13 protein-coding genes are annotated in these 16165 nt (G+C 73.1%); 1 reads left to right on the forward strand and 12 read right to left on the reverse strand.

The features are described 5' to 3' along the window. Window positions 1-214: 214 nt before the first annotated feature. Window positions 215-601 (forward strand): flavin reductase family protein, encoded by a 387-nt coding sequence (locus PSD17_RS03210; protein ID WP_445260985.1) that lies wholly within the window; start codon window positions 215-217, stop codon window positions 599-601. A gap of 519 nt (window positions 602-1120) precedes the next feature. Here PSD17_RS03210 and PSD17_RS03215 read toward each other — a convergent pair. The 12 genes from PSD17_RS03215 to PSD17_RS03270 all read right to left on the reverse strand — a co-directional run bounded on the left by PSD17_RS03215 (window position 1121) and on the right by PSD17_RS03270 (window position 15828). After that, the gene (locus PSD17_RS03215; protein WP_013678713.1) at window positions 1121-1534 is read right to left on the reverse strand and encodes a hypothetical protein; all 414 of its coding nucleotides are present in this window, start codon (window positions 1532-1534) and stop codon (window positions 1121-1123) included. Between the two features lie 238 nt (window positions 1535-1772). Next, the gene (locus PSD17_RS03220) at window positions 1773-3653 is read right to left on the reverse strand and encodes a type IV secretory system conjugative DNA transfer family protein (protein WP_013678714.1); all 1881 of its coding nucleotides are present in this window, start codon (window positions 3651-3653) and stop codon (window positions 1773-1775) included. Beyond that, window positions 3650-4807, reverse strand: coding sequence for a C40 family peptidase (locus tag PSD17_RS03225; RefSeq protein WP_339121432.1), 1158 nt, complete (start codon window positions 4805-4807; stop codon window positions 3650-3652). The genes PSD17_RS03220 and PSD17_RS03225 overlap by 4 nt, the downstream gene beginning before the upstream one ends. Window positions 4808-4882: 75 nt before the next feature. Continuing rightward, window positions 4883-5461, reverse strand: a complete 579-nt coding sequence (locus tag PSD17_RS03230) for a trypsin-like serine peptidase (RefSeq protein ID WP_049803812.1) — start codon at window positions 5459-5461, stop codon at window positions 4883-4885. A gap of 464 nt (window positions 5462-5925) precedes the next feature. Further along, window positions 5926-7374, reverse strand: coding sequence for a right-handed parallel beta-helix repeat-containing protein (locus PSD17_RS03235; protein WP_013678717.1), 1449 nt, complete (start codon window positions 7372-7374; stop codon window positions 5926-5928). Next, entirely contained in the window at window positions 7371-9044 is a 1674-nt protein-coding gene (locus PSD17_RS03240) for an ATP-binding protein (RefSeq protein WP_013678718.1), read from the reverse strand. Before PSD17_RS03240 ends, PSD17_RS03235 begins: the two co-directional genes overlap by 4 nt. Further along, window positions 9044-10594: an SCO6880 family protein gene (locus PSD17_RS03245; protein ID WP_013678719.1), complete on the reverse strand. Its 1551-nt coding sequence runs from the start codon at window positions 10592-10594 to the stop codon at window positions 9044-9046. Before PSD17_RS03245 ends, PSD17_RS03240 begins: the two co-directional genes overlap by 1 nt. Next, complete coding sequence (locus PSD17_RS03250; protein ID WP_013678720.1) at window positions 10591-12084, reverse strand: hypothetical protein; 1494 nt, start codon at window positions 12082-12084, stop codon at window positions 10591-10593. Before PSD17_RS03250 ends, PSD17_RS03245 begins: the two co-directional genes overlap by 4 nt. Continuing rightward, window positions 12084-12971, reverse strand: a complete 888-nt coding sequence (locus PSD17_RS03255; protein WP_013678721.1) for a hypothetical protein — start codon at window positions 12969-12971, stop codon at window positions 12084-12086. Before PSD17_RS03255 ends, PSD17_RS03250 begins: the two co-directional genes overlap by 1 nt. 15 nt (window positions 12972-12986) lie before the next feature. Beyond that, window positions 12987-13304: a hypothetical protein gene (locus tag PSD17_RS03260; RefSeq protein WP_103384677.1), complete on the reverse strand. Its 318-nt coding sequence runs from the start codon at window positions 13302-13304 to the stop codon at window positions 12987-12989. Continuing rightward, the gene (locus PSD17_RS03265) at window positions 13301-14347 is read right to left on the reverse strand and encodes a hypothetical protein (protein ID WP_339121435.1); all 1047 of its coding nucleotides are present in this window, start codon (window positions 14345-14347) and stop codon (window positions 13301-13303) included. The genes PSD17_RS03260 and PSD17_RS03265 overlap by 4 nt, the downstream gene beginning before the upstream one ends. Beyond that, window positions 14344-15828 carry a transglycosylase family protein gene (locus PSD17_RS03270; protein ID WP_339121437.1) on the reverse strand — a complete coding sequence of 495 codons (1485 nt, stop codon included), beginning with the start codon at window positions 15826-15828 and terminating at the stop codon, window positions 14344-14346. Before PSD17_RS03270 ends, PSD17_RS03265 begins: the two co-directional genes overlap by 4 nt. Window positions 15829-16165 lie beyond the last annotated feature (337 nt).

A 16165-nucleotide genomic window follows, 5' to 3' on the forward strand; every position in this document is an offset into this window, starting at 1 on the left:
GCGATCCTCGGACTGGGCGACGACACCCCCGCCCGGGACTTCGCGGAGGCCTGCCGTGGCGTCTAACCGCAGTCCCACAGCACTAGAGTCCCTGATCGACCCAAACAGTCCTGGTGCTTTCGAGTTGAATGACACCAGCCTCCGCGCAGCTTATGGGTGCCACCCCACCGGGGTAGTCGGAATCTGCGCACTTGCCGACAAGCGTCCACGTGGAATGGTCGTCAGTTCCTTCGTCCCGGTGTCGCTGCGCCCACCTCTTGTGTCGTTCTGTGTCCAACACTCGTCAACCACGTGGCCTCATCTGCGAACTAGCCCACGACTCGGACTCAGCGTGCTCGGCGCACGACAGGAAAAGATCGCCACACGCCTCGCCGGCCCAACTGAGCGGCGGTTCGACGGGCTTACGACCAGTGATTCCTATGGAGGCGCCCTAGCAATCGACGGGTCAGTGTCTTTTCTGAACTGCTCGCTCGAGCAAGAAGTGCCGGCGGGTGACCACCTGATCGTACTTCTCCGGATTCACTCACTCCGCGCTCGACCTAGTAGTCCGCCGATCATCTTTCACGGAAGTCGTTACCGCACCGTCCGCGAACTCTGCTAACGCGGGTAGTGGCAACGCTACTAGAGGGGTGTTCCAGACGCTGGTCCGCCTTGGGGCTGTTTCAAGATCGGTGTTTCCTGCCCGACGCGCCGGGCGGAGGTCCGACGGGATGGGCTCTGTAAATGACGACATCGGACCCTGTGAGTCCACGCAGGGGTAAGGCCAAGCCGGCGCTGAGCTGGGTCGCACCCGATGGGCGATGCGCTAGGAGCCCCTGTGATCAACGCCTTCGCCGTCACATTCGGTGAATGCTGGGCCGGGAGCCGAGACCTACTGACAGCAATGCCGAAAACGCCAATCGCGAGAACCTGCCGGCCTGAAGAGTCTTCGTATTCCACGCGAACGGACGTCGAGGCGAGGCATTCGCTGCCGGCCCGGACCGCGTCCTTCAACGATAGCGTCAAGAGCGGGGCTGTGCCCCGGGTCAACGTGGGTGTCGTGTGTCGTGGTAGCCGCCAAGGAGTGATTACCCGAGGAATAGCGGCTGCGCCGGTGCGCGCCCCCCGTGGCTGAGTTGCATCACGCGCGAATCGGATAGTCCCACGCGAAGAGATTGCTCAGGATCAGCTGCCCCTTCGTGTTCGCGGTGTCGAGCGTGACCTCGCCGCGGTACTTCGCAGCCGGCCTCATCTCGTAGGGCAGTGCCTTCCCCGAGTGGCAGTCGTAACCGATCTGAGTTGGGCCCTCCGTTACTCCGTCTTCACCGACCGTGGACCACGAACTCGACTGCGGGACTCCCAGTCCCGAGCCCCAGGTGTCCGAGGTCTCCACACGGACGGCTAGGAGTAGCCGGTGCCCGCGGGTCGGCGCGGGAAGGTACTGGTCGCACTTCGGATCGAGAGTGATCGAGTCGAGAACGATCCGCGCGGCCCACGGGCCGGGGTTGTCTGTGGCCTTCGTCTCCGCGACCTTGCCAAGCTGCTTGAGCAGCATGCCCCCGGGCAGCTCAACTCGCGGGCCATAAGTCTCGATGTCCGCCGGGGTTTGTGTCTTCGCGTCAGCGTTGGTGTCTGTCGACGCAACAGCCGTTGTTGCGGGTACGCCGAAGCCCACTGGCGGTGACTTCGTCGCGCTATTGGAGCAGGCAGCCAGGAGGCTGACAGCGGTCAGGGCGGCAATAGCGAGCAGGGAGCGGCGCACACGTAACGCTTCGGCGCCGAACCGACCGGCGTTACCGCTGGACCGCCTGACTGCTTGGGGTGAAGCCGCGGCCATCGACTGCCAGGCGGCCAGTCCGGACGCCGTCGACGTCGGCCCGTAGCTGGTCCCAGTCCGCGCGTTGGGTGACGTCGACGCTGCGGGCGAGGAACGGGCGCAGTGCCCGGTGCAGGACGAGGACCCGGCCCCGTTGGAGGGTGCGCAGGTCGCCGGGGCGCAGGGTGGGGACGGTTTCGATGCCGTATGAGCTGCGGCTGCCGCCGCTCCACCAGCCCTCGCTGTGGTGCTGTGCCCGTACCTGGTCGTGGTGCCCGGCGAGGGTGGACAGCCATTCCAGCGCGTGGGAGTCCTTGAGCCCACCCCAGACGCTGAGGGTGGTGGTGTTGTCGAGCAGCTGCCGGGCCCGGGCGGGGGTGAAGGTGTCTTCGAGCTGAGCCAGTGACTGCGCGGCCCAGTGGATGATCACGCCGCGGCCGGCGGAGTCGGAGACGATGTCGGGGAGCTGGGGGAGCGGGGTGGCGTTGGGCAGCTCGTCGAGCACCGCGGTGGCCGGCGGGTCGAGGCGGCGGGTCGGGTAGTCGAGGGCCATCTCCTGGGCGGTGGTGAGCCAGTGCTCGGCGAACGCGGTGAGCAGCGGGGTGGCTTGGGCGGCCTGGTGTTCACCGGCGATGAGGAACACCGAGCCCTGGCGGCCGATGAACGAGCGGGGGTTGAACCCGTCCCCGGGCGGGGGGGAGCACAGGTCGCGCAGGGTGGGGTCGAGAAAGGGCTCGATGACCCGCCGCACCGACATCCAGACGGCGTCGGCGGTGCGGGCGACCATCCCGATCTCCGCGGCCAGGTTCGCCGCGATCTGCGGGTAGTGGCGTTCGAGCATGGAGACGGGCTCGAGGTCGGCGGGTTTGGTGGTGGCCCACCGGATCAGCGAGTCGATCCCGCGGTGGTAGAGCGCGGCGGCGAGCAGGTAGGCGGCGAGCACGAACGTGGCGCGTTCCCGGAAGACCCGGTCGTTCCCGGCTCCGGCGCCGCCGCCGGCTTCGACGGCGACCGCGGAGGCTTCGACCATGGTGTGCGCGCGCCGGTAGGCGGTGGGCAGGTCGTGGCAGCCTTGGATCGGGGACCAGCGCAGCCGCGCCGGCCAGCTGGTGGCGCCGGTGGCGTCGAACACCAGCACGGGCCCGGCCAGGGGGCGGCGGGTCCGGGCGAGCGCGGCGAACTCGAGCAGGTCGGGTTTGGTCGTCGAGCACAGCAGCGCCCCGGGGGCGGCAAGGGCTTTGTGCACGAGGTCGCGGCGGGACTTCCCGGACTGGGTCGGGGCCAGAGTGCCGGTGGGGTTCTCCAACGGGGTGCACAGCCGGCGGCCGCGGCGATCACGGTGCAGCGGCGCCGCCACCTCCTCGAGCGGGGCGTGGCGCCGTTCGGCGGAGGAGAGGCTGGGGCGGGTCCACGCGGCGGTGCGCCGCGCAGCAGACAGGGACAGCTCGCGGGCAATCTCGGCGCGGGTGGCGTGCCCGGCCGGGCCGGGCCCCCACCGCCGCCACGCCCACACCCCCGCGAGTCCGGCGGCGGTGAAGAACACCAGCTCGAGCACCGCCGCGGTGACCCAGTACAGGCCCGGGTGACCGGCGAGGCTCGCCGACCACGGCGCTCCGGCGGCCGCCCCGGGGTCGGCAGGGTGGGTCAGGATCGCGAACCCCAGCCGCACGACCTGCCCGGGCATGGCCCAGAACAGCCCGCCCCCGGCCAAAGAGGCGGCGACGGTGAGTGCGGCGACCAGGAGGCCGCCGGCGGCGAAGGCGGCCATGGCCAGCCCGAACCCGAGTGCGGCGAGCGCGAGGTCCTGGTCGGAGACCGCGGAGCGGCCCAGGAAGCTGGAACTGCTGCTGCGGGTCATCGGGGGGCTCCTGCGGCCAGCGCCGACGGTGGCGGGGCGGGTTCGCCGGGCGGGCCGGCGATGTGGCGGATGGTCACGATCTGCGGGGTCCATTTCGACAGCGGGGAGACGATGACGCCGGTGGAGCTGTCGTAGGCGTCGACGACGACGCCGTGCCCGACATACATGCCGACGTGGCGCGGGTTGGACGGCGAGCCGAGCGAGCCGGGGGTGAGCAGCAGATCCCCGGGGGCGAGCTGGGACAGCGATCCCACGGGCGTGCCGGCGTTTTTCTGGCTGACGGTCCCGGCGGGGATCGGGACGCCGGCGGAGGCCCAGGCGGCGAGCATCAGCCCGGAGCAGTCGAACGCGTCGGGGCCCTTGGCCCCCCACACGTACGGGGCGCCGATCTTGGAGATGACGTAGGAGACCGCGGCACGCTGCTGCGGGTCGGCGGGCAGGGTGAACCCGGGCGGCATGTGGTGGCGGTCCAGATCCTCGGGAGAGAGCGGGATGCTCGACCCGCCCTGGTCGGCGCAGCCGAGCGTGGCGAACGCCGCGGCCTGCGCGGCCGCGTCGCCGCCGGGCGCGGGCGCGGTGTCGGTGGGCGGGGGCGGATTGTCCGGGCCCTTCCAGAACCGCTCGACCAGCGCGGCCGCGGGGGGTTCGGCGGGGGCGTAGCGCTCGGGGAACGCCGAACGCTGCACGGCCTGCTCGGCCACCCCGGCCGGCAGGGTGGGCCAGCCGGGGACCTGCACCAGCCGGTCGTAGAAGGTGGCGGTGGACAGGGCCGGGTTCAGGATGGTGGCCGGGCTGCCCCAGCCCTGGGAGGGGCGCTGCTGGAACAGCCCGAGGGAGTCGGCGTCGCCGTAGGTGACGTTGTTGAGCTGGGACTCCACGATCGCGGTCGCCACGGCGATCGCCGCCGCCCGCCGCGGCAGGGCGCGGGCGACGGCGATCTCGACGATGGTCTGGGCGTTGCCGGTCTGCTCGGCCGACCAGGACCGCGGCCCGATCTGCTGGCTGCCTCCGCCGGTGCCGCCGTCGCCGCCGCAGCCCCCGGCCAGCGCGCCGCCGAGGGTGGCGATCGCGGCGAACCCGCCCAGCACGGCGGTGCAGAGCAGAAACCACACCGCGCCCGCGGCGACGACCACCGTCGTGCGTGAGGACCCCACCGCCGGCCTACCTGCCCACCGGCCGACGGCCCCGGACCCGGACCCGGCCCTTGCCCTGGTGGGCGGTGCCGGAGTTCACGCGGCGCCCGCCTGTGCCTGGTCGGCGGCCTGGTAGAGCGCGTAGCCGACGTCGCCGAGGGGGCGGGCGGCGAGCAGCCCGGTGTCGTCGTTGTGGAAGCTGGTGACCGCGACGACGGTCCCGGCGCCGGTGCCCGGGTTGAAGCCGGCGAGCCACGGCCCGCCCGAGGAACCCGGGGTCATCGCGCACGGCATCGCCAGCGCGTTCGCGCTGCTGCGGTCGACGACGACGGCGCTGGTGAAGCAGCGCCGCAGGCTGCGCCCGTCGAACGGCGCCTCGACCGGATACCCGAGCGCGGTGATCGCGGTACCGGCCGTGGGCGCGGTGAACGCGATGCCCTCCGAACCGACGACGTCCTGGACGCTGCGCCCGTTCAGGGGACGGATTCGCAGGAACGCGACGTCGTAGGCGATGTCGCCGGTGTCGCGCCACCGGGAGTCGACCCAGGCCCGCTCGATCTGCCAGCGCCCGAACGGCGTCGCGTCCCCGGTACGGCCGGGGATGAACTCATCCAGCGCCACCCAGCCGCGGCCCGGGAACGCACCGGCCATCGGCCCGGACGCGGGCCAGTACACACAGTGCGCCGCGGTGACCGCGACACTGCCGGTCCTCGAGGAGACGACCGTGGCGGTGCACGAGCTCTGCGACGACAGCATCTGCCCGACCGAGATCGCCTGCTCCGCCTGATAGAACGCGCCACTGGCGCCGGTGCTGGCCGCGCGGGTAGAGCTCGGCGCGGCCGGCCGAGCCTGCGCCGGTCCGGCCACGTCGTCTCGCAGGGGCCGAGCAGGCGCAAGGACCAGCACCCGAGACTCGGCCCCCGGCGCCCCGGCGGCGGGCAGCGCGGCGGCCGGCGCCCCGGCGGCGGGAAGCGCGGCGACCGGAGCCTGTGGTGCGGGAGCTGGCGGCACGGAGGCAGCCATCGAAGGCACGACCAGCGCCATAGCAACTGCTGCGGCCAGGACGTGCGCGATGACCGGTCTGACCCCCCTGCTCCGCTGGGTGGACGCGGTCGAGGCGGCTGGGCGCGCGGCGGTGGTCACTGGTCCGTCCCGAGAAGCGGCTGCGAACCGCTCGCGCCGGAGTCCGAGCCGGAGCCGCTGCCCAGGAGAGCGCTGGTGACGGCGGGGATCGCGCCGGTGACGTTGCCGAGCAGGGTCACGCCGGGGTGCGCGGCGGGTGGGGTGTTGCCGTCGCCGAAGGTGTTGGCGCGCACGGTGATCCCGGCCAGGGAGTCGGTGTTGTAGGTGATCGCGCCGCGGCGGTTGCCGCCGAGCTTGTTGCCGGTGACCGTGACGTCGGAGAGCTGTCCGCTCGACTCGACCCAGAAGTCAATCCCGGCGCCGACGTTGTCGCGCACCACGTTGTCGCTGACCGTGACGTTCGCGAGCCGGCGGGTGGTGGAGTAGTTCTCCACGGCCAGCCCGATGCCGGACTTGCTGGCCTCGGTGGCCCCCCACACCTGGTTACCGGTGACGGTGAGGTCGTGGGCGGAGTCGAGGTAGATGTTCGGGCCGCGGTTGCCCCACACCTGGTTGTCGTGGATCAGGCCGTCGGCGGCTTCGTACTTGGCGTCGATGCCTTCCTCGCCGTTGTCGTGCACGGCCGAGCCGACGATCTCGAAGGTCTTCGTGCCGACGATGGAGATGGCCTCATTGCTGGCCGAGGTGCCGCGGGCGTTGTTGCCGTGCACGTTGGCCCCCTGCACGAGCACGTCCTGGCCGTCGGAGAGCACGATGCCGCCGTCCTGGGAGTCGGCGACCTCGCAGCGGCGCACGACGATGTGGTCGATCTTGTCGCCGTAGATGCCGTGGCTGGACGAGCCGCGGATGGTCAGCCCGACCAGCCGGACCCAGGAGCGGCCGTCGAGGGACACCAGCCCGTTGCCCTCACCGCCGCCGGTGATCACCACGCTCGCGCCGGGTGCGGCGGCGATGGTGAGCCACTTGCCCGGCGCGCCGTCGCGGGACACGGCGAACCCGGGGTAGGTGCCCGCGGCGACCTGCACGGTGTCACCAGGCTGGGCTGCGGCGACCGCGGAGCTGATGTCGCGGTAGGCGCCACCCGCGCCGACGGTCAACGTCCGGCCGCCGCCAGGGGCGCCGTCGTCGATGCCCTTCACCGCCCCGGCCCCGGTCGCTGTCTCGTCCTGCGCTCCCGAGTCCTTCCCCGCTGCGGTGCTGGACCAGGTGCTGCCGGACCCGGTGCTGCAGGTGGTGGGGGTGCCGGCGCTGAGCCCGGCCTTCACGAGGGCGTCGTGGATGGCTTTCGCGCGCGGGTCGGTCGCGGAGGCGGTGGCCGCGGCGAGGTCGGCGGCCGCCGCGCGCCACCCGCACGACACCGCAGCGCCCGGAGCGACCCTCGCGAGCGGCGGGGTGTCGGCGGCGTGTGCGGTCCCGGCGCCGGTAGTGAGCAGGATGAGCGCGGCCGCGGCCGCGACCACCCAGCGGCGCCGACCCACCAGGACACGGAGGTGCGGGCTGGTCACCGGGGCGCCCCGAGGTGGTGGCCGTTGACCCGCCCCAGCAACGCCGCCGCGCCCACCGGGTCGGGACCCGGCTGCTGGGATGCCGCCGCGGGGGCTGTGGGGGTGTGGGCGCGGAGCTGGGCGTTGGTGTCGAAGATCCGCTGCTCGGTGGCCGAGAGGACGGTCTGGACCTTCCACCCGGGGTGGTTCTCGATCTTCCACAGGGCGCGGCCGCGGCGTTCCATGGCCCAGCCGTTGGTGACGTCCTGCTCGCGCTCGGACAGCGCGAGCTCGGTGGCCAGCTCGTCGGCGACCCGGGTGGACTGGCCGAGCAGGATCCGGGTCGAGCACAGCGCGAGCAGGTCTTTGGCGATCGCGACCTCCTGCGAGCCGGCGGCGCCGACCGAGAGCAGGTCCGAGGGCTTGTGCATGACCAGCAGCTGGATCTTGCGTTCCGCGCGCGAGAGCCGCAGGTCGGAGTCGACGGCGTGCACCGCGCGCAGCCCGAGCCGCATCTGCCGCCAGACCTCGTCGCGCACGACGATGCGGATCTCGCCGTCGTCTTGCAGGTCGGTGATCATCGATGACCAGGATCCGAGGCAGGTCAGCGCGACGGCGATGGCCTGGTCCCCCCGCGAGCGCAGCAGCGACAGGTCCATCGACTGGATCGGGGCGTCCCAGTCCAGGGCGAAGTTGGTCGGCTCGTCGAACAGCCCGGCCAGCGGGCCGTGGACGAGGTTGGACAGGGCGTCGGTGATCAGGCGGGTGTGGTCGAGGAAGGCGCGCTGGTCGGCGAACCGGGCCACCTGCCACAGGTCCTCGTCGGGGTGGGCGAGGGCGCGGGCGACATCGGGGATGGTGATCGGGCGCAGCCGGGTGCTGCCGGCCTCGGCGCCGACCAGGCGGCGCAGCACCACCGAGAGCACGAGCTCGTCGGTGACGGTGGGCTGATAGCCCTGGGTTTCGGCCAGCGCGGCGAGCAGCTTGGTCCAGCGAGCCAGGATCCCGGTCAGCTCCTCGCGCTGCCGCGCCACCGACCATCCCGACCAGCGGGCCGCGAGCGGGCCGAGGTCGAGGGCGTTGAGCCGGGCGGCGCTGCCCCGGCCGAGCGCGATCGGGGTGATCCCGAGCGCGCGCAGCAGCGGGGTGTACTCGCCCTTGACGTCACCGGAGATCAGCGTCTTGATCCCGAACAGCATCATCCGCAGGCAGAACGCCACCACCGTGCTGCTCTTGCCGCGGCCGGGTTCGCCGAAGATGACCATGTTCGGGTTGGTGGACAGGCCGCGGAGCAGCCATTCGATGGGGTGGCAGTAGAACGCGCCGCCGGAGAGGACGTCGTAGCCCATGCGGGCGCCGATCGCGGGGACGCCGTTCGCGGCGAGCAGCGGGAACAGGCCGCCGATCTCGCCGGTGGTGGCCTGGTAGACCGGCACCCGGGCGGCGGCCTCGACCGGCGCCCACCCGTTGCCGGTCTCGGCGCGGCCGCGGCGCGGGGCGAGCGCCCGGTTGATCCGCTCCCCGCCCCGGTCGGCAGGCTCGTCGTCGGCGGAGCCGCCGATGCTCATCGGGGCGCCGGGGGTGAACAGCGACATCAGGTCGTGGGCGTCACGCGGCCCGGACGGCGGGCCACCCGCAGCGCGGGCGGAGCGGGCGGAGCGGGCAGGGCGGGGGGAGCGGGGCAGGCGCATCAGTCCAGCGCTCCCCGCAGCCGGGGCAGCCCGATCCCGACCGGCAGCGCGGCGGCGACGAACGCGGAGTCCTGGGCGAGTTCCAGGCGCAGCAGCCGGAACCGGCCGCTCGCGTCGTTCTCCAGCTTCGCGGCGTGGTCCTCGAGGTTCCATCCGGCCGGGACGGTGATCGAGGCGGCGACGGTGAACCGGACCATCGAGTGCCCGGCGGCGACGGCGGACTCCTGGTTGCGCGCGCCGCCGGCTTTGCGGGCCTCGGCGGCGGTGGTGTTGAAGCCCTTGTTGGCCTTCCAGTCGGTCATGACGTTGTTGCGGAACCGGTTGGCCTGCACCGCCCGGTTCGCCGCCCGCGCCGAGAGGACCTCGTAGTGGATGGCCAGGGTGCGGCGCTCCCCGGCGGTCCGGACCGCGAGCAGCGGGCCGAGGGAGCCGAAGATGGTGCCGGCCTCGGGCATCATCACCGCGTAGGACACCGAGGAGAACCCGTCGTGGTGATACGCGCGGGCGGCCGGGGTCGGCGCGAACGTCGGCCCGGCGGCCGCCAGCGGCAGGCCGGAGTCCTCGACACCAGCGGCTGCGCCGTGGGTGAGCTGCTGGTTGGTCAGCACCGCCGCGGCCGCGGGGTTGAAGCCGGTGCGGATGGCCTCCGCCATCGCGGCGCTGGTCAACCAGGTGACGGTGCGGATGCCCAATGACTTCAGGGCGTCGTCGAGGCCGTCGAGGACCCGGTAGAGCACCGCCGCCCGCCCCGCCGTGCCCCCGCCCGCGGCGGCCGCGGGCCGGCGCAGCGCGGACTCGGTACCGGACACGGTGACGAACAGCTCCGTGCGCACCGACACCGAGCCGATGGTGGCGTCGAGCTCGTCGGTCGCGAGCCGGGCCAGGTCCGGGGCGCCCGGGTGTTCGTGGGCGGTGCGCCACACGTCGTACTCGGTGCCGTCGTCGGGCACGGTGCGCACCAGCAGCGACATCCGGTCGATGACCTCGCGGTGCCCGATCGCGATGAGCAGGTTCCCCAGCCTCGCCGCGAGCCGCTCGCACTCGGCGTCGGACAGCATCCCGACTCCGGAGTGGGTCAGCCGCGCGGTGGCGCCCCAGCGGCCGCCGCCGGTGTCGTGGATCAGGCACAACCGGCCCTGGTCACGAAACGGTGGACCGTCGGGGAACGCGACCCGGGCCAGGACACCGGGCAGGTCGGGTTCGTCGCGGGGACCCGGCAGCCCGGTGGCGGCCTTGGACTGCCACAGCGACCAGCGCATCAGGACTCCTGTCTGGAAGAAGATCAGGTCGGCAAGCCAGCGGAACGCCGACCGGCCGCGGACCGGGACGACGATCAGCGCGGCGAGAAGGCCATCGACGAGCAGCCAGCCGAACGCCTCGGCCCACCGCCCCGCCGACAGGCTCAGCAGGACCGGGGCGACCAGGGCCAGGCAGGCCACGGCCTGGGCCGGGGTCAGCCCGAGGACCCAGCCGGCGCGTTCACGGTTGTTGAGCTCGCGGTAGACCCGCAGCGACCGCACCGAGGTGTCGCTGCTGGCGCGGGTGCTCATGCGACCGGCGGCACGTCAGCCGCCGCGGCCGCGCCGCCCCCACCAGGACCACCCGAACCGCCACCAGGGCCACCACCCGATCCACCGCCGGGGCCGCCGCTCACGCCGGCCGGTGCTCCGCCCAGGGTCGGGGGCGCGATCGCCTGCGTGGGGGCGTCCGGGGACACCGGCAGCCCGCCGTCGACCGGGGCGGACCCATCAGCCCCCGACGAGCCCGACGAGGAGCTCGAGGAGGAGTTCGTCGAGTTGGGGTCGCGCTGGGAGCGGTCCTGGTTCTGGTTGCTGCTGTTGCTGTTCCCGGCTCCGGCCGGGCCGCCGTAGCCCCAGCCGATCCCGCCGCCGTCCATCTGGGCGTTGCCGAAGCTCGCGGCGGCCGCGGCCGCGCCACCGACCATCCCGCCCAGCTGCGACAACCCACCCCCCGAGCCGCCGGAGCCGCCGCTCGACGAGCCGCCGCTCGAGCCGGACGAGCCGGAGCTGGCGGCGTCGAAGCGCGAGGTGTTCGACTCCTCCGCGCTCGACTCGCCGGCCGCCGCGCCCGCCGAACCCGACGATCCGGAGCCGGAGGCGGCGGACAGGTTGGAGCGGAACGTGGCGCCGGCGGCGGTGCCGGGCTCGACGAAGGCGAGCAGCCGGAACACCGCCAGCGGGCAGAACAGCGACACCAGCAGCACCCCGGCGCCGGCGAGCAGCCCACCGATCCCCGAGGGCTGGCCGAGCATGTTCACCCCGATGACCAGCACGAGTGCCAGCGCGGGCTTGAGCACGATCGCGGCGATCGTCCAGCGCAGCGCGCGCCAGAACCAGCTCGAGGTCGTGTTGGTCATCAACCCGGCCGCGGTGATCGGCAGCGTCGCGACGAGCACGAGGATCACGGCCTGCCGGAAGACCATCTCCAGCAGGTAGCCGATCGCGGCCGGGATGACCCCGAACACGCTCACGATGCCCAGCACGACCGACCGCGCGCTGCCGTCGACCTGATCACCCAGGTCCGGTGGGGTGTCGGTGAAGACCTGCCCGAGCTTGGCGCCGTCGAGGATGCCGACGAAGTTGTCTGAGGCCAGGCCCTTCTGCAGCAGCAGCTGGGTCAGCCCGTCAGCACCGCCGAGCAGCACCGTGACCACGCCCAGGCTCAGCGCGCACGCCACCCCGAACGCGACCGGGCCAGACGCGACGCGCCAGAACCCGACCCCACCGCGCAGCACGGTGACCGCGAGCTGCCAGAAGAACAGCCCGAGCGCGACCGCCCCGGCAATCCACAACAGCGTCGGCCACACCGCCGAGAACGGCGACCCGGCTGCAGGCTTCCCGTCGGCCCCGGCCAAGTTGGTGTTGAACGCCAGCAGCCCGTCGACCAGCTCCAACGCGGTGCGCAGCAGCCACACCGACGCCGACCAGATCGCCTTCATGATCGAGTCGAGGATCGTGTTGAACGCCGACTCGAAGGCGTCCCCTAAGCCCGGGAAGTTGGGAATGATGCTGGTGGGCATCACGGTGTCCGGAGGGGTAGGTAGCCGGCGTCGAAAGCCTCGTCGGATCCCGGCCATGCGACGGGCCCGGCGGCGGCCGCCGCCCCGGGGGCGATCTGCCAGGTCCGCCCGTTCCACCGCATCGCCTGGCAGTCCCCGCCGCCACCGCTGAAGGGAACGCCGTTGGCGTTGGCGTCGACCTGACCGAGCACGCAGACGACCGCGTAACGGCCGCCGTCGGTCGTGCCCTTGATCAGCCCGGCCAGCGGGGTGAAGGTCAGGGAGAGGCTGTTGACAGAGCCTTGCTGTGGAAGGCGGGCCGCCCTGCGCGCATCGGCCAGGGTGCGGTGAATGCCGGTGGAGTCGACCTGCGGGGCGCCCGGGGCGGCGATCGAGTTGTAGGCCAGCTCGTAGGCCTGCGGGTCCGCTCCCTGTGAACCAACCCTGGTCAGCGCAGCGAGCTGGGCCAATGCACCCTCGGGAGTCGGGGGGAACTGGACAGGCATGATCCCGTTGTTGCCTCCCGGCGGCGGGAGGGTGATGAAGCCGAGCGGTGTGCGGGTGCTCAAGGCGTGCGGCTTGGCCGCTTCCTCGGGCAGCTGTGGCATCGGGCGGGTGGCCAGCGCGGTCTCCGCGGCCAGGTCCCAGCCGGGTTCCCCGGTGATCGGGTCGGTGGGCGGTGCGGACGGGCCGGGGTCTTTGCCCAGCCCGAGGATCACGGCGACGAGCCCGATGAGCAGCAGCATGACCAGCGCGCCGATGCTGGCCATCAGCAACCCGCCCCGGCGGCGACGCGCGGGGGCGGGGTGGGTGAGGTAGCTGGCCGGGGTCAGCAGCGGCGGCTGCGGCGTGCCCGGACCGGGGCTGGGCTGCTCGTCGCGGGGGAAGGGGACGCCGTTGGGGGTCATCGTCGCCATCCCGGGTCAGGCGTTGCCGGCGATGGTGGACAGCAGCACGTAGCCGATGGCGTAGAGGAACGCCGACCCGACCGAGGCGAAGATGGTGATCGCGCCCATCCGGCCGAAGCGGTGGTGGTCGGCGATCCGCCCACCGGCGAACATGGCCACGCCGGCGAAGAAGCCGAGCACGATCGCCGCCCCGGCACCCCACTTCACGTACCCGATGACCTGGGTGATCTTGTCCGCGCCGGGCGGGGCCGTGGCGCCCGGGTTCGGGATCTGCGCCGGCAGCACGCGCAGTGCGTGCAGGGTGTGGTCGGCCAGGGCCAACGTGAGGCTCATCGGGGTCCCTTTCGAGAACGGGAGGCGGGCGGGGGGAGCAGGTTCCAGCGGGTCAGCAGCGGGGCGAGCGCGTCGAGGAGCCGGTCGGGCAGCAGCTCGGGGGTGACCCCGGCGACGAGGACGTCATCGTCGTGGGGCAGGAAGACCGCGGTCTCGGTCATCGGTTCCAGCCGCCGCCCGGCCGCGCCGACCACCCCGGCGGGCCAGCGCTTGGCCCCGACCACGACCAGCTGGTACGGGAAGGTCGCCGCACCCGCGGCCACCCAGGGCTCGAGGCGGGCGAGGACCTGCTCGGCGTGGCGCAGCGACGGGCGGGTCGGGCGGACCACCAACAGCGGGCGCTGCGCGGGGGTCCCGAACCGCAGCCAGCCACCCGCCCCGGCCAGCGGGCTGGCCGCAGCCCGCCAGCCGTCGTGGCCGACGTCGACCACAGTGACGTGCAGCGGGTCGACCTCGGGCAGCCACTGCGGGGGCGGGGGCACCATCCCCGGCGTGATCACCGGCAGCCTCGACTCGAGCCGGGCGAGCAGGGCCTGCCCGCGCCAGGAGTACCGCAGCGCCAGATCCGGGGTCAGTGTTGAGGTCCACGGGCCCTCGGCCTCGGCGGCCGCGGCCAGCCCGGAGCGGGCCGGGTCGGCGGCGTCGATGAGCAGCACGCACCGCCCGGCCAGCTGCAGCGTGTCCGCGATTGCTGCGGCGACCACCGACGCCCCCGCGCCGGGGGAGCCGGACAGGACCGGGATCAGCGCGCCGAACCCGGCCCAGCTCACCGGCTCGGTCGCGGCGGGTGGCAGGTCCAGGGTGGTCATGGCGGCCGCGGCGCCCCCCATTCGCGCTGCGACCGCCCCCACGTCACCGCGGCCCGTGGCCGCGCAGCGGGCCGCGGCGGCCGCGGCCTCGGTGAGATCGACGGGGTCGATGCGGGTCGGGCCGGCTCCGGCGCGGGCTGCGTGCTCGAGGTCGGCGACGAACTCGGCCACCGTCGCGGGCCGCCCACCAGAGCTCCCCGCCGGCGGCAGGCCAGCATGTCCGACGGCGGTCACGACAGCCCGAGCTTGCGTGAACAGGCCGGCCAGGCCGAGTAGCCGCCGCGGTCGGCCTTGACCTTCTCCGCCACCGCGATCTGCTGCTCACGGGTGGCCTGGTCCGCGCTCGGCGCGTACTGGTCACCGCCAAAAGCCCGCCACGTGGCGGCATCAAACTGCAATCCGCCGCTGTACGACCCGCCCGCGGCCTTCCAATTGTTGCCCGATTCGCAGGAAGCCAAGCGATCCCAGACGGTGTTCGTGCTGGTCCCGGCGTCCGGGCCGGACTGCTTGTCCCCGCCGCCTTGGCCGCCGGCAGACTGGTCATCCTTCGCGGCCTGGTCCGCCGAGCCCTGGTCCTGGGCGCCGCCGTTCTGGGGCTCCTGGTCGTCCTGGTCCTCGGAGCCCTGCTGGTCGTCAGCGTCCTCCTGGCCGCTGTCAGTGTCCTTGTCGCTGGCCCCGTCGCTGGCCTGATCGTTGTCGCCGCCGCCCTGATCGGCACTGTCCGAGGTCGAGGAGCTGTCCCCGGAGTTGGTGCCGGTTGAGGTGGTGTCGGTCGGGTTCGTGGTGCCGGCCTGCTGGGGGCGGCCGGTGATGCCCTGGGCGGCGAGCTGCTCGGAGAGGTTGCGCGCGACCGGGTCGTCACCGGCGGAGGACAGCTGGTCGGCCAGCTTCTGCGCCTTCGCCTCCCACGCCTGCCCGGCCGCCCCCGCCCCGCCGGTCGACGTCTGATCGGCCGGAGCGTCGTCAGCGCTGGTCGTAGCCCCCGAACCCGTGGCTCCGGCGCCGCCCTGGGCGGTGTCGCCACCGGTGGTGCTCCCGGTGCTCCCTTGTCCGGTGCTCCCTGTCCCGCTGCTGCCGGTGTCGGTGCTGGTGGTGTCGGTGCTGGTCGCGCCGCTGTCGCTGGTGCCGGTGCTGTCGCTCGTGGTGGAGCCGTTGTTGCCGCGTTCGGTGACCTGGTCGTTGACGGTGTTGCCGGTCCCGGCCCCGGTCCCGGTCCCGCTGGCGCGGGCCTGCTCGATGATCTGGGCGAGCTGGCGGGCAGCGGGATCGGAGTCGCCGGTCAGCTGGGCGAGCAGGGCGTCTGCCTGGGCCGACCAGTCGCCGGTGCCGGCGGCGCCACCAGCCGACGAGCCAGTGTTGGTGCTGGTGCCGGTGGTGGAGTCGAGGCCGCAGGCCTCGACACCGTCGGCGGGCAGCGCGCGGATCGCCGCAGCGAGCGCGCCGCCGGCGAGCAGGACCGACCCAGCCGCAGCGCTGGGCGCGATCGCCGGCCCGCTCCCACCATCCGCGGCCGCGTCTTGTCCCGATGCGGTGCCGGTGGCCGTGCTCGCGCTGGTGTCGGACGCCTTACCGGCGTCGGAGGCGTGGCTGGTGTCGGAGGCGTGGCTGGTGTCGGGGGCTTTGCTGGTGTTGGTGCGCAGGTCGGCGGGGGTGGGGGAGTAGCCGGCTTTGGCCAGCGCGACCGCGAGCGCTCCGGCGGCCGGGTCGTCGCCCATCGCGGCCAGCGTGGTGTCGGCGAGGTCGTGGGCCTGCTGCTGCCAGCCCGAGGCCACTGACGGGGTGATCCCGAGCGCTCGGATGCCCGAGCCCAACGCTGCCGCGCGGGCATCCGCGCCGGCGAGGGTCAGCGAGGTCACCAGTTCCCGAGTCTGCTCGAGCAGCTTCGCGGCCTGGTCGGGCGTGAGCTGCCCGGGGCCACCTGTGCCGGTGCCGGTGCTGGTGGCGGAGTCCTTGCTGCCGGTGGTGTGGGTGCTGGTGGTGTCACCGGCGGTGGTCTGGACGGTGCAGGTCCGGTTGTCGGTCTGGTCGGCGACGAGCGCGGGGGTGGTGGTC

Source organism: Pseudonocardia sp. D17, from assembly GCF_036984265.1.
Taxonomy (GTDB): Bacteria; Actinomycetota; Actinomycetes; order Mycobacteriales; family Pseudonocardiaceae; genus Pseudonocardia; species Pseudonocardia benzenivorans.